The following is a 22317-nucleotide window of genomic DNA, read 5'->3' on the forward strand; positions in this document are numbered from 1 at the left end:
ATTATTGTCCCTCCTTTACTTTAGGTTTCTTCTTAAAATGGAAACCATTTGCTATAATACCCTTAACCATAAGTGCAAATGCTGAGAAATAAATAATAATTGCAATAATAATATCAACAATTTGTGGAATAAATCCATAAATTTGCATTAATGAACCACCAATTGTTAAATGAGCAATAAATAATCCAGCTGCTAAAATACCAAAAGGACTAGAAAGACCTAATAAAGCAACAGCTATACCATTAAATCCTTCAGGTGCTAAAGTATCTACAACTGCCAAACATTTTCCAGTTCCACCTAAATAAACCAAAGCACCACCAATACCGGCTAATGCTCCTGCAATCATCATAGAGCAAACAATTTTTTGTTTAGCATTAATACCAGCATACTTACTCGCATCACGATTAAAACCACAAGCCTTTAATTCATAACCAAGTACAGATTTGTTGAGAATGATATGAATAACAACAACGAGAATGATCGCAATAACAATACCTCCATTCACATTTGGAATAAGATGTTCAATTCCAAATTGTGGAATAACAGCACTTGAGGCTACTGGTAATGTTTCATTTTTATTAATATTAAATACTGTTAATGGAACGATATAATTAACTGTATACATTCCAATATAATTCATAATAATTGAAGCAATAACTTCATTAACATTTAAATAGGCTTTCATAATTCCTGGAACACATCCCCATAACGCTCCAGCTAATGCTGCAAAAAGAATAGCAACCAGCCAGTGAATAGCACCAGGAAGAAAAGTCCATTCGACACCAATATAAATAGCTACAAATGCCCCAACAACAAACTGTCCAGGAGTTCCAATGTTAAAAAGTCCTGTTTTAAAAGCAAATCCCACTGATAAACCAGTTAAAATAATAGGCGTTGCATTATTCAAAACTTGTCCAATTCCTCTTGTTCCATTACTAAAGCCACCTTGAATGAGAGTTAAAAACCCATTCAATGCGTTTGATGGATTCGCAATAATAATAACAATTAATCCTATAATTAACCCCGCAATAATCGCAGTGACAGAAGATGCAAAATTAAGTGATGCTTCAGATTTAAACAGCTTTTTCATTTGTATCACCTCTCTTACTTCCTGCCATATAAAGTCCTAATTCTTGTACAGTGATTTCTTTAGGATTAAGTTCCCCAACAATTTCACCTTCATAGATAACTAAAATTCTATCAGACAAATTCATAACTTCATCAAGCTCTAAAGAAATCAATAAAACAGCTTTTCCTTCATCTCTTTCGCGAATGATTTGTTTATGAATATATTCAATAGCTCCTACATCCAATCCTCTTGTTGGTTGTACAGCAATTAAACAATCAGGATCTTTATCAATTTCTCTAGCAATAATTGCTTTTTGCTGATTACCACCAGACATGCTTCTAGCAATTGTTTTTGAACCTTGACCACTTCTTATATCGTATTGCTCAATCAATTTTTCAGAATATTTTTCAATTTCTTCAAATTTCAAAAAGCCATGCTGTGAAAATTGAGGTTCAAAATATCTTTGTAAAACCAAATTATAAGAAAGTGGATAATCCAAAACAAGTCCATGTTTATGACGATCTTCAGGGATATGTGAAATACCACTCACATTTCTTTGACGTATGGAAGCGTGTGTAATATCTTTTCCATTTAACGATATTGTCCCATCTAAAACAGGCATCAATCCTGTAATAGCTTGTACAAGTTCTGTTTGACCGTTACCGTCTATACCTGCGATACAAACAATCTCTCCTTTTCTTACAGAAAAGCTAACATTATTTACAGGATTTTTATGTCCTTTTTTACCTACTGAAAGATTTTTTACAACCAAAATATCATCTGTTGGATGTGACTCAGTTTTTTCAGTTGTTAAATTGATTTTTCGACCAACCATCATTTCAGACATTTCTTCTTTAGTTGTTGCGGCAACATCAATTGTTCCAATATATTTACCTTTTCTAAGTACAGTACAACGATCTGCCACTTCTTTAATTTCATTTAACTTATGTGTAATGAATAAGATAGATTTACCTTCTTTTGCTAAATCTCTCATGATTTGCATAAGTTCTTCAATTTCTTGTGGTGTTAAAACAGCGGTTGGTTCATCAAAAATCAAAACCTCATTATCACGATATAACATCTTAATAATTTCAACACGTTGTTGCATTCCCACAGTAATATCACTAATCAAGGCATCACAATCAACTTTTAAATTATAACGTTGAGAAATTTCTTCTACTTTTTTTCGAGCATTTTTCATATAAAGGAAACCATGTTTTGTATCTTCGGCACCTAAAACGATATTCTCTAAAACAGTAAAATTATGAACTAATTTAAAATGTTGGTGAACCATTCCAATTCCCAAGCTGTTTGCATCATTAGGATTATTAATTTGAACAACATGACCATTCTTTAAAATCTCTCCCTTTTCAGGTTGATATAGCCCAAACAAGACACTCATCAAAGTTGATTTTCCTGCACCATTTTCCCCCAGCAGTGCATGAATCTCACCTTTTCTTAATTCAATAGTCACGTCATCGTTTGCAATGATTCCCGGAAAAACTTTCGTAATATGTCGCATCTCGATAACGTTTTCCATTTTCTTCCTCCTTTTTTAATTTATCTTCATTATTTATTATAACTTAATTTTCAAGAAAATCACAACAATAAAATTCATTTAACAAAATAAGGCTTGAAAATTATGAATTTCAAGCCTTAACCATTTCAATTAATTTTCTATTGTTAATTCTACATTTGAACAATTTAAATCTTTTGGAGATTCAGCATCTTTGTTATTTTTAATTGTTACAGAACCATCAACAATTTTATCATAAATTGCATTATAATCAGCTTCAGTAAATTTTTCAAATTTAGAAGTTTCTAATGGTAAACCAACATCTCCATCTTTAGCACCTAAAACAATATTTTGTCCACCTCTAAATTGGATATTTGTATCATCAGTTTTATCGAAATCTCCACTATAAATAGATTCAAGCGCTTTTTGAACAGCATCACCTAATTTTTTATATGCAGAAGTGACAACTGTATCAGATTCAGAAGATTGATCAACGTCAACACCAATAACTTTTCCTACAGGATTACTTGCTTCAGCAGCAGCCATAACAGAGTTTCCTACAGAACCACCACATCCAAACACAATAGTGACTCCATCTTTATACCATGAAGAAGCTTTTGTTTGAATTTCAGGAGTTGCACTAAATCCACCTGTATAATGATATTTCATATTGACTGTAATACCTAATTCTTTAGCAGCATCATTAGCACCTTGAACATAACCATATCCAAAGTTCATAACAGCAGGTACTGCTTGTCCACCCATGAATCCTAAGCTTGTATTACCATCTTTAACAGCAGCATATCCAGCTAAATAACCAGCTTGTTCTTCTTGGAAAGTAATACCGATTGTGTTCTTTTCAGTTTTATAGTCTTCATAACTTGCATCATGTGGGTTTCCATCAATTAAAATAAATTTAACATCAGGGTATTCAGTTTGTTTGATATAGATTGATTCTTCAAATAAATATCCAGGACACACAACAACTTTTGCTCCTGATTTTACAGCCTGATCAATAGAATTGTTGTATTCATCTGTTGTTGCATCAACAGGTTTGATGTATGTACATTCAATTCCATTTTTCTCTGCATATGCTTTAACACCTTCATATGTACCTTGGTTGAATGACTTATCATCAATAGTACCTTTGTCAGTTAACATAACAATTTCAGGCTTTGAACTAGATGCAGAATCACCTCCATCACCACCACATCCTACTAACACCATAGATAATGCCAATAAAGACGCAAACATTTTTTTCATATCTTGTTTTCCTCCTTTAACATTCTAACCATATTTTAACATTATTTTCACAAAATAAAAAGAGAAAACGACAAATATCTTTATATTCGTCATTCTCCCTTTTTTAGAATATTTTATTTTTATTGATATATTCAATGTTTTTTATAAATCTTCTTCATGATATTGTCGAATATAAACTTCACGAGGTTTACTACCAAGCTGTGGTCCAATAACCCCTTCTTCTTCCAAACGGTCAATAATACGAGCTGCTTTATTATAACCTATTCTAAATTTACGTTGTAATAAAGATGTACTGGCCTTTTGAGCCTGAATAACAAATTCTCTACATTTTTCGTATTCTTCGTCTTCTTCATCAAAGTCATCACTTCCCTGTGTTGAGGAAATAGACTTGACATTGACATATTTGTCTTCATAAACCACTTCTTGTTGAGAAGAGACATAATGAACAATGGCTGACACTTCTTCATCACTTACAAAACATCCTTGAACACGCATTGGCGAAGATGATCCCATTGGTGAAAAAAGCATATCCCCTTTTCCTAATAGTTTTTCTGCTCCAGATGTATCCAAAATTGTACGTGAATCAATGCTTGATGACACTGCAAAAGCTATACGTGATGGTATATTGGCCTTAATGACACCTGTAATAATATCTGTAGAAGGTCTTTGAGTCGCAACTATCAAATGAATACCAGCTGCTCTAGCCATTTGTGATATACGCATAATACAATCTTCAACATCTTTACTGGCAACCATCATTAAATCAGCAACTTCATCTAAGATAATAACATGATAAGGTAAAATTTCTTTTGGTTCATCAGTATGATCTTCATTATATGTTTTCGCAAATTCATTATATCCTTGGATATTTCTTGCATTTACACTTGCAAACAAATCATAACGTCTTTCCATTTCAGCAACGACTTCTCGTAAAACTGCAGCTGCTTTTTTAGGATCAGTAACAACAGGTGCCAACAAATGAGGAATTCCATTATAAATAGATAATTCAACTTTTTTAGGATCGACTAAAATCAATTTCACCTCATCTGGTTTAGCTCGCATCAAAATAGATGAAATAATTGTATTGACACAAACAGATTTCCCTGAACCTGTTGCCCCTGCAATTAATAAATGAGGCATTTTATCCAATTGCGCAAAAACAGGTTTCCCAGACACATCTTTTCCTAATGCTACAACAAGTGGATTATGCTGATATTTTGAATTTGATAATAAACTTTTTAAAACATCTTTAAAACCAACCATTGCTGCGCTTTGATTAGGAACTTCAATTCCAACATAAGGTTTCCCTGGTATAGGAGCTTCAATTCTAATATCTGCCGTTGCTAATGCAAGCTTGATATCATCCTGTAACTGTAAGATTTTATTAACACGTGTACCAATTTCCAATTTCAATTCATACTTTGTAATTGTCGGTCCTATAAAAGCATTTTCTATTGTTGCATTGACCCCAAATTGTTTAAGAACATTGGTTAATCTTGCAGCGTTCTTGTTTGCTGCACTCTTTTCTTTAGAAACATTATGCGTTGATCTTGTTGACAACAATGATAGTGGCGGTAACTGATAGTGTGATAAATCTGTTTTCTTAGGTGGCTCTATGTAAGATTCTTGAGGACTTTCTTTCTCTTCTTTGATTTTTAAAGGTTTTTTTTCTTTAATATCTAATTTCATATTATCTTGATCAAATTCAAAAGCACTTGTCATTTCTGGATCAATCTTTTCTTCAACATCATCAAAAGCAGAATCAGGAAAAAGAGGAATTTCTTTATCTTTTGACAAAAAATCAAAGAAATGAGATTTCTTTTTTAAAATAATTGTTTGTACTGGTGTTTCTTCTTGTTTAGATACTTTTGGTTTTTTCTTCTTTGTTTTTTGATGTTGAAAATAAAGTTTACTAAAAATCAACGCCAAACCAATAATCAAAATAATAATTGATAAAATCAATGCGCCTAAACTTTCAAACAGCGAACTAAAAACACCATATAAACAAATGCCAATAAATCCACCTTTATTCATCTGTTGACTCTGAAGATATGTAGAAATAACCCCCATTCCACTTGCCTGTGGCTGACTAGGAATAGAAGCAATAGTCAACATACTGATAAAAATCGCATAAATACCAATTGCTTCTGGTCCATTCAAACGTGGAATTTGAGCCTTACATAATATATATATACAGACGACAAGAAGTGCTAAATAAACAACACCGTATAAATTTCCGGTTAAAAAAGCAACACAATTATGAATTCCCTGTCCAATAAATCCCAATCGTAAAGCTGATACAATAATAGCAAAGATCACAAATAAAATAATAATTCTCAAACGTAACTTTTCTTCCAAAATCTGATTCTTAGATTTTTTTGAACGCTTTGTTTTCGCCATTATGCTCACCTTCTTTCATTTTTCCATTATAACAAAATCTCACATTAATGAAAAGAAAAAGCAAGATTTCTCTTGCCTATATCTCGACAACAACACCAATAAAAACAGGTTTCTTGCCAGTTTCCTTTATAATATATTTCATTGACTGTTCTTTCATCATACTTCTTATTTCAGCAATTTCCATATCAGGATTATCTTTTAACTGACTAACAACTTTTTCACAAATTTCAATAACATGCTTAATAACATATTCAGAATCTTTTAAATAAACAAATCCTCGACTTTGACAATCCGTTTGAGCAACAATTTCTTTTGTTTCTCGTGATATTGTTAGTCCAACAATGACCACTCCATCATTTGCTAATTGAATACGATCATCAATGACCTTTTCACCAACATCACCAATACCGATACCATCAATCATGACATCATCAATCTCATACACATCACGACTTTGTAATAATTCTCCCTTTTCAAATGTTACACGTTCCCCATTATCCATAATAATGATATGCTTATCAGGGATTCCCATATCTTTGGCAATTTGTTGATTAAAGATAAAATGCTGATATTCACCTTTCATTGGAATATAGTATTTTGGTTTAAATATTTGAATAATAACTTTAAGATCTTCTTTTGATGCATGCATAGAAAATAAATCTTTATTTTTTAACAGATGAACATGTGCATCTGTTTTATATAATCCATTATGTGCTTTATTAGCAATCTTTTCAGTACCTGGCAAGACTGGTGAAGCAACAATAAATGTATCACCTTTTCTTAATTTCAATAAGTCATCTCCACCATCAATAATATCACAAATATCATGATAGATACGACGTGGACTACCACTTAACAAAATAACATAGTTACTGTCATATTGTGGCTGACCAATTTTTTCTTTATCACCTAATAATGAATCAGGTACATTTAAAACAGGCTTTTTAGATCTTTGGGCAATTCTCAATAAACTATTTGTATTATCATATTTATCACGTCCATAAAAAACGATTTGACGTTTGTATTTTTTTGTAAGTTCAATAATTTCCTGAGTTCTAAAGACATTTTGCGCATAACTAGAAATAATGATTCTTTCATAGCTATCTTCAAATATATGATCAATCTTATTTGTCAGTTTATGATTTGGAGAAGTATATCCATCGTGTTTAGCACCTGACGATTCAACTAATAATGCCAAAACACCTTTCTTACCAATTTCCATCATTTTTTGAATATCACATTGAAATTCCTTTGGAGCACCAAAATCAATAATAAATTCACCACTATAAACAAGATAACCATAACTTGTCCAAAGTGCTACTCCAACACTTCCAGGAATAGAATGTGTCACTGGGAAAAATTCAACAGGAACACCTTCGATATCAATAGAAGCATTGCGATGAACAGCATGTAAATCCAAATCAATTTTTACATGATTATGACGTTGAAAACGTTCTATCATTTGTTTGATTAAAAGTGCTGTTAATTGTGGTGCATAAACAGGAGCATGAATGCTTTGAAGTAAATAAGGCAGTGCTGCCATAGCGTCATCATGACCATGTGTTATGATAATTGCCGCAACCTGATCAGCTCTTTCTTCTAAATATGTAAAACTAGGAATGATGATATCAACACCTAGTTTATCTGAATCAGGGAATCGAAATCCTGAATCTATTATAAAAATTTTATCATTAATTTCAAAACAATACATACTTTTACCCATTTCAGCTTGTCCACCCATAGGTATAAACTTTATGACATCATTTTTCATTTTTTCACCCTTTCTTTTCATGATTACTCTTTAATATCATTATACATTTGTTTTCTCTTTGTGTATAGATGTTTTCAAAAGTATGAATATCATATCATATTATATTCATGGCTTCAAATTATTTTTTCTGATAATTTTCTATAAGCGGCTCTAACTCTTGTTGCAATTGTGGTGTAATACTTGTCAAAGGACTTCTTAATATATTTTGAATATAACCCATTTCACTTAAAATATACTTTACTGGAGCGGGATTTGGTTCTTTGAAAAGAAATTGGCTTAAAATCTTCAAATGTGCATCATCATATTGTTTTCTTTTTTGCATAATTCTTTCAATTAACGGATAATCAATATGACTTGCCACTGAAATAAGACCATCAATATGATATTGTAAACCTTCCAATAAAAGATGATCATCACCTAAATAAACTTTAAAATGCGGTAATGCTTTTTTTATTATTTTGATGTCATCTAATGGTCCACATTGTTTCATTCCAATGATATTTTGATGCTTTGTTGCTAATCGAATGACAGTGGAAGGCGTAATACCAACTCCACAACGACTTGGAATATTATAAATCATTATTTTCTTATCTGTTGAAGCTCCAATCATATCAAAGTGCCTATAAATTCCTTCCTGATTCGGTTTTATATAATAGGGAACGATAACTAAAAAAGCATATATAGCCTGATTATCTTTATACATTTGAATATGTCTAATAACTTCGGCTGTACAATTTGAACAGATTCCTATAATAACACGAATATGTGGATATTTATCTAATATTCTTTCTACTAATACTCTCCTTTCTTCAAGCTTTAGTGTAGATGTTTCACCTGTTGTCCCACACAAAACAAAAGATTTGTTACCTTCATGTATCAATTTATCTAACAAACGAAATAATCCTGGATAATCAATAGACTGATCTTGATTGAATGGTGTTATTAAAGCTGTAAAGATCTCTTTCATTTAAATCTTCCTATACCCTAATAAAAAAGGTTGATTTTGCTGATGTTTCAATGCGAAATGTAATGTATCTAATACTTTATCTTTAGCCGCAATCATGCTTTGTGGCTTTCTTTGATAATCGTCTTGAAACATAGGAACAAAATAAAAATTTTTCTTATTAAAAAGCGAAAAAAGATGAACACCACTGTTAGATAGAATATCATTTGAATAAACCCCTAATACAATCGGAATTTGATTACGTAAACATGATTTAACCAACATTGTTACACAATTATCATTAATACCTAAATCTATTTTATTTAAAGTCGTAGCATCACAAGGATAGACAAGTACAGCATCCAATTGTGGTTTTGGTCCATAGACTTCAGCCTCTTGAATCGTTGTATGAATATCTTTATGAGTGATTTCTTTAATCTTTTCTTCTAGCTCTTCATGTGTATAAAAACGAGTATCCAGTTGATGCACATGTGGCGTTATAAAAACTTCTACATCATAATGTTGACAAACTTGTTTTAAAACTTCCAGCATATCATTCATACTACAAAATGAACCTGTTACAGCAAAACCAATTTTATACATTTTTCATCTTCTCCTTCATAAAATCTGTCATCATCCTACCAGCATACCCATATGCATATTTACTAGGAATAGATGGCAAGATAATACTATTGAAACCTTTTGATAATGCATAGTGATGATCTACACCATATGGATAGGAAGCAATGTCAAGAATCATCATAGATGTTGGAGCCTGATCAAGCTTAGATGATGTCACTACCTGCGATGGAATTGTATTAATCAAAACATCACAATCACTTAAATCCATATGATCCAAATGATACGGTTTAGCTCCTGCTTTTTCAATGTCTTCAAAAAGCTGACGATTTCTTATTCCTACATGAACATAGGCTTGTAAAGCTATGAAATCACGAACAATGACCTGCCCACAATGCCCATACCCCAGCACATGAATTTGACTGTGATATATAGGAAAACGACGATGTGAAATCAAATAGGAAATGACACCTTCAGCCGTCAAAACACTATTTTTATCAACAAAATCTTCCTCATCTAAAAAAGCATAATATTGAAAACCATATTGTTTAGATAATGCATCTAAATAATCATTATGAATCATTGTTATGATTATTGTCTGTGGATGCAGCTGTTTCCATGTTTTTTCATCAACAATAATTGTATCACGATGTAATAAAAGTCGATTTTTTCGATCAATTCCTTTTAAACCCAAATAAATCATTTGACAATAACGCAAATCTTTCCATTCATCAGTTACATAATATCCATTTTTCACCAATTCTTCCATGACTTCCTGTCCACGTAAATCATCATGATTAACAAAAATCAGCATTCCTAGTCACCTCATTTTAAAATATGAATTATTTTCCAATTGGTGACATTTTCCCATCAATAAAATATGAATAAATTGATGCAAGTGCGGTAAAATAGAATCAATATGATCTTTTCATGTATCTTTATTCTTTTCTATGTTTAGAATTTTCCTTTTTATTTTTTTAAAAAAGTATATAATTTTAAAGAGGTGTCTATATGTCTTATATTTTAATCTTTCTTTCAACATTATTTATTGCTACACGTAAAGATGTGATGTATGAGAATATTACAGGCGTGTCTACATTACCAGAATATCATCTTCTCGTTGTTGTTTATACAATTGTCTGTGCATTTTATTTTGCATATCAGACTTATCGTCATTTTCAATATTTAAATTATTATCCAAAATATATTCCCTATCTTATTGTTTTTACAACTTTCATAATGTGTATTGGTGCCATATGTCCGTATTCAAATGATCAATCATGGCTATCACAACTCCATGTCTATGCTTCGATGATTTCATCACTATTTTTTATTGTGATATTACAAATCTATACACATTATCTTTCTATTCAATATCCATCCATTTACATTCAAACTCGCTGGATTTTTCATTGTGGTTTACAAGTGCTGATTATTTTATTTATAGTCAGTGGTCATGTAAGTGGAATCCTAGAAATTCTTTATGTCTTTTTTATTTGTCTATACCTTTTCTTAATTGATCAATATAGAATCAAAGGTGAATCACTGCAATGATTCACCTTTAAAAATAATAATGTTATTATCCATAACCAACGCTATGTAATTCCCATATGCCTTGATTATTTTTAATACAAACATATTGATATCCGGATGCATGATAGTTTCCTATAAATCCAGATGGTATGTTAAAGAATCCTGTATGGAATTCTAGATAAACAACTATAGCGTCCTGATATCCATAACCATTAATAAGTCTATTTTCCGTCTCTTGACTTTCTTTACCATCATAATGAACTCGAGTCACTGTAATCCCGTCTTGACTTATAAAATCAACAGCTTCATTCATAATCAATTGAATCTCGTCATTTTTATGCCTTGTATTATTGAATATATCTCTTTTAATTTCTATAGGCTGATGAATGAATATTGTGATAAGAGAGATTATAACGACTACTGATAATATTATACCTTTTGTTTTCTCCTTCATCTTTTTCCTCCTTATTTACATTCAATATTACAAAAGCAATGTGAAAATATAATGAAAAAACAAAAATTTTATGAATAATATTATACTGTTTTTTATAAACAAACATTTTATTATTTTATTCATATTCAGTGATACATAATTAGCATTATTCATTTCATCAAAAAAAAGTAAGCCTATAAGCTTACTAAACTCAAAATCTTAGGGACAAAAATAATAAGCCCTATAACAACTGAAGCAATTGCACTTATTAAAACAGCACCTGCTGCAGTATCCTTTGCTATTTTAGCAAGAGGATGATATTCTTGCGTACATAAATCGACAACCGCTTCAATAGCAGTATTGACTAACTCTAAAGAAATAACGAGTCCAAACAACAAAATACAAACTAACCACTCTGTAATAGATAATCGAAAAAGAAAACCACATATAATAACCAAAAACATAAATACTAAATGTATTTTAATATTTCTTTCTTTTTGAATACATTGAATAATACCAGATATAGCATATCCTAAACTTTTATAAAATGGATCTTTGTGCATAGTCTTTTCTCCTTTAAAAAATTATATCATAGAAAAAAAGCAGACTCCACTTTTTTAACAAAAAAACCCTGATAAATCAGGGTGGTTTTTAAATGGCGTCCACGGAGGGATTCGAACCCGCGACCGCACGCTTAGAAGGCGTGTGCTCTATCCAGCTGAGCTACGTAGACATCTGTTTTTTGACTGCTCATATATATTAGCATAACATCTTATAACATGCAAGACTTTTTTTACTTTTTTATAAAAAAAGATACATTTTTATTTTTGTATCTCTTTCAGTCTAAAATCCAGTTTCCCATTATCAATGAATAACACAGCATAGCTTCTGGCACTCCCTCCACGTGGTAAGGTTGTAGATCCAGGATTAATATAATAGAACGATCCATCTTTTTGAAACATTGGCATGTGCGTATGACCTGATATTAAAACCTGACAATGATTCCTTGTCAGTATATCATTCATAGCTAATTCTCTATTAAAATAGCCAAAATACTGACCATGAGTAATGAAAATAGATACACCTTCTACAACAAGACGTGCCTCTTTAGGTAAATCTAAAGACCAGTCATTATTTCCTTTGACACAGATAAAACCTTCTAATACTCTTAAATCATAAGCCTCGCTATCTCCACAATGAATATAATAGTCCCCATCTTGTTCATGTTCTTTTACATAATCGATCATAGACTGATCGCCGTGGTTATCAGACATAATTACAATTTTTTTCATTTACATCACCTAGACACTATTATACCAAAAAAATCTAAATTTTAATATAATTATAATGAATTTGTGAAGTTTCCTGATTTCTAACACTTTCTCCGTTAATGAGAATGTCTACATCCTTGACGTTATCTAAAGATGTTAAAGATAAAATGATAAGTTCTTCTAAAGTCTTATCTATTCTTTCATTGTCTAATAAAAGATTTGAATCTAATTCCAGTGTTAAAACCTGATTATCGAGTGATGCATTTAATAGATGAATTTTACTATTGATATGACTTAAAATAGTTTGAACTTGTTCTTCTAAACTATCAGACTCACTAATACGTAATGTTGTTGGAACATAATAAAGATAATCAGCTATTGTCTTTTCCTGATAAACCATCACAGGTACACTTTGATGTAAGAAAGTTGATGCTTCTTCAAAATTATTCAACCCTAAATCATGTGTTAGATGATTTAATGGAACAGTGCTATTGGGCAAATATGTTACATCTTTTCCATCTATTTGTATTTTAAGTTGATTAACATCATCATAATCAGTGAGTACATAAGTCAAAGCTTCAATAATATTTAAAGCATCTTGATTAGAATATAAGCAATCATTAAAACTCACTGTTAACATATGATCTTGAAGTTCTACTGATTGAACTTCTAATTGTGAATCAATAACAGGATATAATCCATATGCCTGCAATTGAGACGATTGCATTAAATCAATTTTATTTCTAATATCAGTTTCTAATTCCATTTGATTATGCACATTTAAGCTTACAGGAACAAGATCATGATTAGCATCCTGATATATGAGAGTTTGTAAATATGTTTCACTGACCTGTTTTGAATCATCCATCTGTAAATATATAAAAGAACCAATAGCTAAACAAATAATTGAAACAGACACAATGATAATCTTCTTTTTCATGTTCCCACCTCAAAACAATATATGAAAATATAAAAAAAAGATTCCTATGAATCATTTTTCTATAAAAAATATGTTCTTTGACTTTCAATCAAGACTATTATGTATATTTCATTATCAAAATCTCAAATAGAATTTATAAAAAACATAAACAACAGAATATATTGCTGTATTTTTTACTTATTCTTCAATTCCATGTTATACAATAAAGGAAGTAACGTTATTTGTTACTTCACTACGATGTTTAAAATAACATCTAAAAATTTTATAAATGAAGATGTGAAACAGATAAATCCTGATAATCAAAAAATCCTTGTGAAGATTCTACAAAAGTTTGTGTATCTCCCGTTGTATAAATGGTAATTGTCTGAGGTAATGAAGACGTATTTTCTAGATGATGGTTTTTAAGATATGAAGCCACTTCCTGACAGATAGATGCACTGCTGGAAATATAATCAATATCTTCCATCACGTCTTGAAACTGTTTTAATAGAATAGGATAATGTGTACACCCTAAAATTAAAGCATCTATTTTATTTTGATATGGCAACAAATATTCTCCTAAAAGTTCTTGTATTCCATATTTGTATTCACCAGACTCAATGACTGGAACTAAGCGTGGTGTCGCCAATTCATAAACAGTTAATTCAGGATTGTATTGTAAAAGCATTTGACGATACTTATGAGATTGAATTGTTGCCGATGTCGCAATCACCAAGACTCTTTGATGATGACGTGCTAAAAACTCATGTACTGTTGAATGAATGACACCTACGATGGGAATATGTGGATATAACTTCTGTAATTCATCCAAGACATTTGCACTTGTTGTATTACAAGCCAAAACAATCATTTTAACATGTTGTTTTGCAAAATAATCACATATTTGACGTGTATATTCTAAAAGTTGACTTTTCGTTTTATCACCATAAGGACAATGTGCATTATCACCAATATAAATCATATTTTCATGCGGAAACTGTTGACGCATATAGTCTAAAACTGTAAGTCCCCCTACTCCAGAATCAAAGATTCCAATTGGATTATTCATAATTATTCTCCCTCGTTTTGTAATTGATATTCTTCTAATGTTAAATTTGAATCATGCAAAGATTTAGCTAAAGATTTACCAACATATCGATAAATATGAGCATCATAGGCATGATTTGTAATAGAAGCCTTGCGCTGTGGATATCTTAAAATAAAACCATATTCATAAGCATGTTCTTCAAGCCATTTTGACATCTCAGTATTTTCAAATTCCTGATAAGCCAATTCAGATTGTGTGACTTCAATTGTTAAACCTAGCTGCATTTCATTATAACCCACTTCTTTTTCATCTAATGTCTGTGGTGACTGATAAGCACTGCGCAATAAAAAGCCTTTGTATTCTTTGCTTAAATCTGTATAAAGTTTTAATAAAGCATTATATGCATCCTTTTGTAAATACATTGTATAACTTACCCTTGGTATATCCTGTACGAGAAGTAATTCACGTGGCTCATATTTTCCAATATAGTTTTGTTGATTCACTAAGGTATCTAACTCATAAGGTGCAAAAACCATTTGTACTCCTGCTGGTAATGTTGTCGCCATTAAATCAGCTAAAGTCTGCTGATTATAAGCACGTGTTAACATTTCCATAATCTGACTAATCTGATTTAAATCATCATAGCCCATTTCCTGTAAAATGAGGATATATTTCTCGCTATCCTGTACAAATGAATAATCATTTTCCTGATATAATGATTTCAGTGATGTGTAGATATCAATATAGTCAAAATTAAAATTGTCAGTATTTAAAAAAGCTTCTTCCAAAACATCATGTACTAATACTTTGGCCTGATCAAAAGCTTGTTGACGATAAAGATAATCTAATCGTGTAGCTAAAGAATTTCCAGTTTCTAGAATATCTGTTATTGTTGAATAACGATGAGTTTCTTTTAAAAGGTTATAATATTGATAATTGACTAATTGAAAATCATCATATTCTATGTAGTCAATAAATAGATCAATTGAAATCTGATTATCTATTAAATATTCCTGTTCGTCATCACTTAAATATTTTTCAATTAAGACACGATTATCATTATTAATGCCATTAAGTCTATAAAATTTATCAAAATGAAGATTAACAACATAAAAAGAACAACCAAACAAAATAATGATTACAAGAAATAAGTGCCATGTTTTTAATTTCATGTCATCACCCTTTCTCGACTATTATAATACATATTGTTATATTTTTAAAGAAAAGAAATTGATTTCTAAAGATCAATTTCTTTCATTTTAATAAGTTCCAAGACAGCCTGGATACGAGATTCAACACCTAGTTTTTGAATCACATTGGAAATATGATTACGAACTGTCTTTTCACTAATATATAATTGTTTTGCAATTTCTTTTGTTGTATAAGATTGTATCAAGAGTGTAAATATCTCTTTTTCACGCTTTGTCAATAAGGAATGCATCATAACCCTCCCACATTAATATATGAGTAAAGGTTATGAGCTGTGCTCATTTGTATGCAAAGATTGAAAAAGTTCTTTCGCAACTTTTTCAGGTAAAACTTCCTGAAGTTCTTCTATAGTTGCTTCTCTCATTCGTTTTACACTTTTAAAATGATGCAACAATTGTTGCTTACGTTTTGGTCCGATTCCTTCAATATCATCTAACGTAGAAGCAAATAAAGATTTAGAACGTACATTTTTATGAAAACTAATAGCATAACGGTGAACTTCATCTTGCATACGTGTCAATAAAAAGAAAAGTTCACTTTTTGGATGAATAGGTATTGGCTGCCCATCCTGGTCCAACAACATGGCCGTCGAATGTTTATCGTCTTTAGCCAACCCATAAACAGGTATATTCATTGCTAATGAATCAATAACTTCTTTAGCCGCATGAATTTGTCCTAATCCACCATCTACAATAATCATATCAGGAGGTGTCAGATTTTCCATCAAGACACGGTAATATCTACGATAAATCACTTCTCGCATACTTCCATAATCATCAGGTCCATCAACAGTTTTGATTTTAAATTTACGATAATCCTTTTTAGAAGGAACGCCATCTTTAAAACAAACCATTCCAGCAACTGCATAAGCACCCTGAATATTAGAATTATCAAACAATTCAATAATATGAGGTGTTTTCATATGCAAAAGTTCACCTAACTGTTGGATAGCACCTAAAGTCGCCGCTTCATTTTTTTCCATTAATTGGAATTTCTTTTCTAATGATTCTTTAGCATTTTCAATCGCCATTTGAACAAGAGAAGCCTTATTACCTTTTTGAGGTTTTAGAATTTTACATTCAATAATTTGTGAAAGCAAATCTATATCCATATCCATAGGAACAAGAATTTCCTTTGGTAAGGTATTATTTTGATAAAACGAAACCATAAATTGCTGCAAACTCTCTTGAACATGATCTTCAATAGGTATTAAATTCAAATCACGTGATAACAGTTTACCGTGACGCATAAAAAATAACTGGATGCTTAAATAACCATGATCAACATAATATCCTAAAATATCACGATCAATCTGATCATTAAATTGAACATGCTGTTTAGCTGTCACATAACGAATATGTGAAATTAAATCACGATATTCTTTAGCTTGCTCAAAATTCAATTCCTCACTAGCCTTCATCATTTTTTCAGTTAACTCATTGACTTTTTCTTTGATGTCCCCATTAAGAAGTTTAGTAATAGATTTTTTAATATCAACATATATATTCTCATCAACATCTTGAATACATGGCGCCAGACATTGTCCCAATGAATAATAAAGACAAGGTTTTTTAGGAATATGATTACATTTTCTAAGAGGATATAAACGATTTAATAATTTAAAAGTTTCTCTAGCTGCAGTAGCATCTGGAAATGGGCCAAAATGTTTGGCTTTTTTTTCTTTGGCATTTCTAACAATACGTAAGCGAGGATGTGTTTCATTTGTCATTTGAATATATGGATAATAGGTATTATCCATAAACATTATATTATATTGAGGGGTATAATCTTTAATCAGATTAATTTCTAAAAGCAGTGCTTCTTTTTCACTATCAGTTACAATATAATCAAAATCCTCAATTTCACTTACCAGTTTTGTCGTTTTATAATTATGAACACCAACAAAATAAGAATGAACACGATTTTTTAATTTTTTAGCTTTACCAACATAAATCACAGTTCCCTCTTTATTTTTCATTAAATAGCATCCTGGTGATGCTGGTAATAAAGAGAGCTTATTTCTAATAAGATCATTCATTATTCAAAATATACCAGTGTAGCCCCTAATCCACCTTCATTAGGTCCACCATCTCGATATGATACAACGTGTTTGTTCTTATCTAAAATTTTCCTTACTCCTTTTCGAAGTGCACCAGTTCCCATTCCATGTACAATACGGACATGCGGATATCCCATCACCAAAGCATCATCCAAGAATTTATCAACCAATGCCATTGCCTCTTCATATCTTTTGCCAATAATATTGATTTCATAATTTCCTGTTTTAGAAACGGTTGATTTCTTTATTTTTGCTTTTTCAACTTTTTTCACTTTTGTTTGAGGATGTAAATAAAGCACTTCATCTTCATGTAATTTAACATTGAGTCCAGATATAGAAACCATAACCATATGATTCTTTAAAACTTCCACAATATCCCCTTCTCTGTTCATCTTCAACACACGAACATGATCTCCAATATGCAATTGATGATCCTGTTTATGAACAACCTCCTGATTAACATATTTCATTTGATCTAAATCATGACGTATTTGATTCATTTCATGAGGTTTTAATGTCGATTGTTTCATAATGTTCATCATATCCTGAACTTCTGTTTTGGCTTTATCAATAATTGCATTAGCCTCGTCTTTAGCTTTTTGAATCATTTGATCTTTTTGATTTTCTATCTGACGTAACTGTTTTTCATATTTGTTTTGTAAGATTTGAACTTCTTCTTGAGATTCAATAAGTTGTTTTCCCTTTTGTTCTAAAATATCCTCTTTCATTTGCAGTGTTTCCATTAATCTTTCATGTTCAGACATGGATTCATTTTTAATATTTCGTGCATTTTGAACAATGTTTTTGTCTAAACCTAAAAGTTCTGCAATTTCAATAGCATATGATTGTCCAACACTGTCCAATTTCAAATGATATGTTGGTTTCATTGACTCCACATCAAAAGCAACGGCCGCCATCAATATCTCTGGATGCTCTTTAGCAAATGTTTTGAGTCGACCATAATGGGTAGTGGCTAAAACAAAAGATTTCATATCTACAAAACGTGATAAAATAGCTTCAGCCAGACTTTCTCCTTCTTGAGGATCAGTTCCAGATCCAATTTCATCTAATATAACTAAACTTGATGCAGTTGCATGATATAAAATATCTATAATTTTCATCATATGACTAGAAAATGTTGAAAGTGACTGCTCAATAGACTGTTCATCCCCCAAATCGACATATATCTGATCAAATAAAGGAATAACAGCTTCTCGAGCTGGGACTGGTAGTCCACATAACGCCATAAACGATAATAAACCAGCTGTTTTTAATGTCACTGTTTTTCCACCAGTATTGCTTCCAGTAATTAATAAAATACGATGCTGTTTTAATATAATATCATTCGCAATCACTTTTTCTTGATCAATACATGGATGACGTGCTTCTAAAAAAGACAAAACATTGCCATCTTTTTGGATCGTTGGTCGACAACAATGATAAAGCACACCAAACTGTGCTTTAGCAAAAATAAAATCTAATTCAGTAAGAATCTCTAAATTGAAATGAAAGTGATAATAATGATTTTTAACAAGTTGAGAAAGATAAAAAAGAATACGTTCCACTTCTTCCTTTTCTTGAGCCTCGTATAAACTGATCTGATTGTTCATACTTACAACCTCTGCTGGTTCAATATAAACAGTTTGCCCAGTCGCACTTTGAGCATGAATAAGTCCTTGAATCTGATTTTTATGATGCGACTGAACTGGCAATACCAGCCGATTATTTCTTGATGTCATTTGATCAATAGATAAATAATCCTGACTTTCCTTCACAAGATGTTCCATTCTTGTACGGATTTGTGACTGAGTATGCCTTATCTGTTGACGAATATGAAAAAGCTTAGGACTGGCATGATCATCAACTTGACCATCTGGAGTTATACATTTTCTTATTTCTTCTAATAAACGGGGTTGAGCTACTAAACCAGTGTTAAGTTCATTTAAAAAATGAGCTGTTATTTCGCTATTATCAAAATAATTTTGGACATTAACAACACATTCCAGATGAGTTTGGACATGTAACAATTCTTCACCTGTTAATTGACCATCTCTATTGGCTTTTTTTAAACTCAAAGAAATATCACTAAGTCCACCTAATGGTAATCTTCCTTGTCGATCAATAAATTTCATGGCTTCATCAACTTTATCTAACGCCTCATTAACATCATCTTCATCATCAAATATCTGTAATTTTTGAACTTCTTGTTTCCCTAATGATGAAGCACAAAAACGCATAATTTTTTCTTGAATGATGTTCATTTCTAATGTTTCATATATATTCTTCATTTTATCACCCCTTTATTTGAGATAGAACGTCTTGAATCTGTTGTGTTGAATAGTTTGAATCTTCTAATAATTGTGTTAACTGCTGAATTTGTGAAGGATTCAACTGAATGGTCTGATTTTGATGAAATACATAATCTTCAAATAATTGAAGTGCATCTTGTTCATTGATAAAATGAGCATTCATGGCATTCAATGTAAATTCAGCGATAAATTCTTTTGAATAAGTATCCAGACTATTATTATCTTGCATAAGATCACTCATATTCATAACGGTTTGAGTGACATCGGGAATCATATCGACAATGGCATTTGCGATATAGGAATTTTGAATCATTTCTTTTCCATTAGCTACAAATGGAATGAAAAGAAAAACCAGACAGATATAAATAATCAATATTCCTTCAACCACATGACAACATAAACCTAATAAACGATCTGCAAAAGCAGTTAAAGAAAAAGTATGCATAATACCTTTTAATAGTGGTTTTACCAAAACTTCTATGATTTTTTTTATGATCATGAAAACAATAAATAGGATGAAACCAACGACTATACGATTAATTGTAGAACCTATTAGTGAAGCAATAAAATCATGGCTGTCATATTGATAAATTGTCCATATTGATGATAATGGATCACTTAAAAAATAGACCAACAATAAAACGAATAAAAAAGATACAATATCATAAAGCTGAATAATGAATCCTTTTTTATACCCAATAATCGCAGTTATCACTAAAAATATGACACAAATGATGTCTATTGAAAAAAAATCCAAGAAAAACCCTCCTTATAAACGCCGATATTATAACATTTGAAAAATGTTCTGTCAAAATTAACAAAATTATGTTAAAATAATAATGAGGTGATTAACGTGGAACCAATTATTTTAAAAGTTGAACAAATTACATTGGAGAAAATGAAAAAATATTATGATAGTCAAATGGTTCCAGTTGATGACACAAACCTTATATTTAAAGCACATGCTATTGGTTGCGATATTATCGCTAAAGATAATCATACAGTTGAGTTTTCGGGTGCTAATGCTTTTCAGGAAGCCAAACATTGGTCTAAGAAAATAGCGAAACAATTAGCTAATATGACAACGAACATTGAAGATATTTTTCCGTATCATCATATTGGATGTGCTGAAACAGGTTCTACTGATTATTTAGGTCCAATCTGTGTTGTATCATGTTATGTACACGAAAAAGATATTGAGTTATTAAAAGAGCTCAAAATTGATGATATAACAACTTTAAGTAATCGTGAAATTATTCAATGTGCAAAGCTCATTAAAGACAAGCTTATTTATAGTTTATTAATTTTAGATAACTCACATTATAATAAAATGGTAAGTGATGGTTTTAATCAAGCTAATATTAAATCAAAACTCTACAATCAGGCAACTGTGAATGTTATGCAGAAAGTCAAACAAAATGTAAAGGTAAAAGTGATCAATCAATTTGTTTCTCCAAAAACATATTTTAATTATCTGAAAAATGAAGTTATTGTTGTAAAAGATTTAATGTTTGTTTCAGATGCCGAACAAAAATACATGGCTGTATTAGCTGCTGAAATTTTATCAAGATATGCATATTTACAGTATTTTGCAAATATGACAAAGAGTTTAAAAATGAATTTAATCCGTGGATCAAGTTCTCAAGTTGATGTTGTTGCTGCAAAGATTGCTGCTAAATATGGCGAAAATATTTTAACAAAAGTTGTCAAACTCAATTTTACAAACACAAAACGTGTTAAGGCATTATTGAAAGAACAGTAAGAATGGAAATGAACCATTCTTTTTTATTATTACCTTTTGATATTTTATAAAACCAATTTTGAATAAGTTTATAAAATAAAAAAACTGAGCTATATTGGAATGATTAAAAACAATGGTATATTAAATAATCGCGGGGTAAACCTTAACCTTTAATTTTATTACGGGGTTTGCCTTTTTCTGCTTTAATTTCTAAATGGGGTAATTTCATAATAAAAAGAAACCTCCTGATATAA

Annotated in this window: 20 protein-coding genes and 1 tRNA gene; 2 read left to right on the forward strand and 19 right to left on the reverse strand. The window is 30.9% G+C overall.

Annotation, left to right across the window (positions count from 1 at the left end; translation table 11 throughout):
• Position 1: 1 nt before the first annotated feature.
• The 8 genes from B5E79_RS09400 to B5E79_RS09435 form a co-directional block, all read right to left on the reverse strand.
• Positions 2 to 1090 carry an ABC transporter permease gene (locus B5E79_RS09400; RefSeq protein ID WP_087297816.1) on the reverse strand — a complete coding sequence of 363 codons (1089 nt, stop codon included), beginning with the start codon at positions 1088 to 1090 and terminating at the stop codon, positions 2 to 4.
• The gene (locus B5E79_RS09405; protein WP_087297817.1) at positions 1074 to 2609 is read right to left on the reverse strand and encodes an ABC transporter ATP-binding protein; all 1536 of its coding nucleotides are present in this window, start codon (positions 2607 to 2609) and stop codon (positions 1074 to 1076) included. Before B5E79_RS09405 ends, B5E79_RS09400 begins: the two co-directional genes overlap by 17 nt.
• A gap of 129 nt (positions 2610 to 2738) precedes the next feature.
• Positions 2739 to 3848 (reverse strand): BMP family lipoprotein, encoded by a 1110-nt coding sequence (locus B5E79_RS09410; RefSeq protein ID WP_087297818.1) that lies wholly within the window; start codon positions 3846 to 3848, stop codon positions 2739 to 2741.
• Between the two features lie 141 nt (positions 3849 to 3989).
• Positions 3990 to 6248 (reverse strand): DNA translocase FtsK, encoded by a 2259-nt coding sequence (locus tag B5E79_RS09415; RefSeq protein WP_087297819.1) that lies wholly within the window; start codon positions 6246 to 6248, stop codon positions 3990 to 3992.
• A 76-nt stretch (positions 6249 to 6324) separates the two neighbouring features.
• Positions 6325 to 8019: a ribonuclease J gene (locus tag B5E79_RS09420; RefSeq protein ID WP_087297832.1), complete on the reverse strand. Its 1695-nt coding sequence runs from the start codon at positions 8017 to 8019 to the stop codon at positions 6325 to 6327.
• 118 nt (positions 8020 to 8137) lie between these two features.
• On the reverse strand, positions 8138 to 8986 hold the full coding sequence (gene dapA, locus B5E79_RS09425) for a 4-hydroxy-tetrahydrodipicolinate synthase (protein ID WP_087297820.1): 849 nt from the start codon (positions 8984 to 8986) through the stop codon (positions 8138 to 8140).
• On the reverse strand, positions 8987 to 9565 hold the full coding sequence (locus B5E79_RS09430) for a dipicolinate synthase subunit B (protein WP_087245274.1): 579 nt from the start codon (positions 9563 to 9565) through the stop codon (positions 8987 to 8989).
• Positions 9558 to 10355, reverse strand: a complete 798-nt coding sequence (locus tag B5E79_RS09435; protein WP_087297821.1) for a hypothetical protein — start codon at positions 10353 to 10355, stop codon at positions 9558 to 9560. The genes B5E79_RS09430 and B5E79_RS09435 overlap by 8 nt, the downstream gene beginning before the upstream one ends.
• 197 nt (positions 10356 to 10552) lie before the next feature.
• Between B5E79_RS09435 and B5E79_RS09440 the strand changes: the two genes are divergently transcribed.
• A complete protein-coding gene (locus tag B5E79_RS09440; protein ID WP_087297822.1) occupies positions 10553 to 11095 on the forward strand; it encodes a hypothetical protein in 543 nt (180 codons plus the stop codon).
• 25 nt (positions 11096 to 11120) lie between these two features.
• Here B5E79_RS09440 and B5E79_RS09445 read toward each other — a convergent pair whose 3' ends face one another.
• The 11 genes from B5E79_RS09445 to B5E79_RS09495 all read right to left on the reverse strand — a co-directional run bounded on the left by B5E79_RS09445 (position 11121) and on the right by B5E79_RS09495 (position 21079).
• Positions 11121 to 11528, reverse strand: a complete 408-nt coding sequence (locus tag B5E79_RS09445) for a hypothetical protein (protein ID WP_087297823.1) — start codon at positions 11526 to 11528, stop codon at positions 11121 to 11123.
• A gap of 173 nt (positions 11529 to 11701) precedes the next feature.
• A complete protein-coding gene (locus tag B5E79_RS09450; RefSeq protein WP_087297824.1) occupies positions 11702 to 12070 on the reverse strand; it encodes a diacylglycerol kinase family protein in 369 nt (122 codons plus the stop codon).
• Positions 12071 to 12163: 93 nt separating this feature from the next.
• Positions 12164 to 12240 (reverse strand) — tRNA-Arg (locus tag B5E79_RS09455).
• 88 nt (positions 12241 to 12328) lie between these two features.
• Entirely contained in the window at positions 12329 to 12799 is a 471-nt protein-coding gene (locus B5E79_RS09460; protein WP_087244974.1) for a metallophosphoesterase family protein, read from the reverse strand.
• Between the two features lie 34 nt (positions 12800 to 12833).
• Positions 12834 to 13718 carry a GerMN domain-containing protein gene (locus B5E79_RS09465; protein ID WP_087297825.1) on the reverse strand — a complete coding sequence of 295 codons (885 nt, stop codon included), beginning with the start codon at positions 13716 to 13718 and terminating at the stop codon, positions 12834 to 12836.
• A 262-nt stretch (positions 13719 to 13980) separates the two neighbouring features.
• Positions 13981 to 14766 carry a glutamate racemase gene (gene murI, locus B5E79_RS09470; RefSeq protein ID WP_087297826.1) on the reverse strand — a complete coding sequence of 262 codons (786 nt, stop codon included), beginning with the start codon at positions 14764 to 14766 and terminating at the stop codon, positions 13981 to 13983.
• 2 nt (positions 14767 to 14768) lie between these two features.
• Entirely contained in the window at positions 14769 to 15917 is a 1149-nt protein-coding gene (locus tag B5E79_RS09475; RefSeq protein ID WP_087297827.1) for a M15 family metallopeptidase, read from the reverse strand.
• 65 nt (positions 15918 to 15982) lie between these two features.
• Entirely contained in the window at positions 15983 to 16186 is a 204-nt protein-coding gene (locus B5E79_RS09480; RefSeq protein ID WP_087244970.1) for a helix-turn-helix domain-containing protein, read from the reverse strand.
• A gap of 33 nt (positions 16187 to 16219) precedes the next feature.
• Complete coding sequence (gene uvrC, locus B5E79_RS09485) at positions 16220 to 17992, reverse strand: excinuclease ABC subunit UvrC (RefSeq protein ID WP_087297828.1); 1773 nt, start codon at positions 17990 to 17992, stop codon at positions 16220 to 16222.
• Positions 17992 to 20301, reverse strand: a complete 2310-nt coding sequence (locus B5E79_RS09490; protein ID WP_087297829.1) for an endonuclease MutS2 — start codon at positions 20299 to 20301, stop codon at positions 17992 to 17994. Before B5E79_RS09490 ends, uvrC begins: the two co-directional genes overlap by 1 nt.
• A 4-nt stretch (positions 20302 to 20305) precedes the next feature.
• Entirely contained in the window at positions 20306 to 21079 is a 774-nt protein-coding gene (locus B5E79_RS09495) for a CvpA family protein (RefSeq protein WP_087297830.1), read from the reverse strand.
• A gap of 96 nt (positions 21080 to 21175) precedes the next feature.
• On the opposite strand from B5E79_RS09495, the gene rnhC reads away from it, so the two are divergent.
• Complete coding sequence (gene rnhC / locus B5E79_RS09500; protein WP_087297831.1) at positions 21176 to 22084, forward strand: ribonuclease HIII; 909 nt, start codon at positions 21176 to 21178, stop codon at positions 22082 to 22084.
• Positions 22085 to 22317 lie beyond the last annotated feature (233 nt).

This window comes from Massilimicrobiota sp. An134 (genome assembly GCF_002160815.1).
Taxonomy (GTDB): Bacteria; Bacillota_I; Bacilli_A; order Erysipelotrichales; family Coprobacillaceae; genus Allocoprobacillus; species Allocoprobacillus merdigallinarum.

What these genes read in the sequence shown, in the direction of transcription:
- B5E79_RS09400 (WP_087297816.1), bottom strand. Translation starts at nt 1,090, where the DNA reads ATGAAAAAGCTGTTTAAATCTGAAGCATCACTTAATTTTGCATCTTCT.
- B5E79_RS09405 (WP_087297817.1), bottom strand. Translation starts at nt 2,609, where the DNA reads ATGGAAAACGTTATCGAGATGCGACATATTACGAAAGTTTTTCCGGGA.
- B5E79_RS09410 (WP_087297818.1), bottom strand. Translation starts at nt 3,848, where the DNA reads ATGAAAAAAATGTTTGCGTCTTTATTGGCATTATCTATGGTGTTAGTA.
- B5E79_RS09415 (WP_087297819.1), bottom strand. Translation starts at nt 6,248, where the DNA reads ATGGCGAAAACAAAGCGTTCAAAAAAATCTAAGAATCAGATTTTGGAA.
- B5E79_RS09420 (WP_087297832.1), bottom strand. Translation starts at nt 8,019, where the DNA reads ATGAAAAATGATGTCATAAAGTTTATACCTATGGGTGGACAAGCTGAA.
- dapA (WP_087297820.1), bottom strand. Translation starts at nt 8,986, where the DNA reads ATGAAAGAGATCTTTACAGCTTTAATAACACCATTCAATCAAGATCAG.
- B5E79_RS09430 (WP_087245274.1), bottom strand. Translation starts at nt 9,565, where the DNA reads ATGTATAAAATTGGTTTTGCTGTAACAGGTTCATTTTGTAGTATGAAT.
- B5E79_RS09435 (WP_087297821.1), bottom strand. Translation starts at nt 10,355, where the DNA reads ATGCTGATTTTTGTTAATCATGATGATTTACGTGGACAGGAAGTCATG.
- B5E79_RS09440 (WP_087297822.1), top strand. Translation starts at nt 10,553, where the DNA reads ATGTCTTATATTTTAATCTTTCTTTCAACATTATTTATTGCTACACGT.
- B5E79_RS09445 (WP_087297823.1), bottom strand. Translation starts at nt 11,528, where the DNA reads ATGAAGGAGAAAACAAAAGGTATAATATTATCAGTAGTCGTTATAATC.
- B5E79_RS09450 (WP_087297824.1), bottom strand. Translation starts at nt 12,070, where the DNA reads ATGCACAAAGATCCATTTTATAAAAGTTTAGGATATGCTATATCTGGT.
- B5E79_RS09460 (WP_087244974.1), bottom strand. Translation starts at nt 12,799, where the DNA reads ATGAAAAAAATTGTAATTATGTCTGATAACCACGGCGATCAGTCTATG.
- B5E79_RS09465 (WP_087297825.1), bottom strand. Translation starts at nt 13,718, where the DNA reads ATGAAAAAGAAGATTATCATTGTGTCTGTTTCAATTATTTGTTTAGCT.
- murI (WP_087297826.1), bottom strand. Translation starts at nt 14,766, where the DNA reads ATGAATAATCCAATTGGAATCTTTGATTCTGGAGTAGGGGGACTTACA.
- B5E79_RS09475 (WP_087297827.1), bottom strand. Translation starts at nt 15,917, where the DNA reads ATGAAATTAAAAACATGGCACTTATTTCTTGTAATCATTATTTTGTTT.
- B5E79_RS09480 (WP_087244970.1), bottom strand. Translation starts at nt 16,186, where the DNA reads ATGCATTCCTTATTGACAAAGCGTGAAAAAGAGATATTTACACTCTTG.
- uvrC (WP_087297828.1), bottom strand. Translation starts at nt 17,992, where the DNA reads ATGAATGATCTTATTAGAAATAAGCTCTCTTTATTACCAGCATCACCA.
- B5E79_RS09490 (WP_087297829.1), bottom strand. Translation starts at nt 20,301, where the DNA reads ATGAAGAATATATATGAAACATTAGAAATGAACATCATTCAAGAAAAA.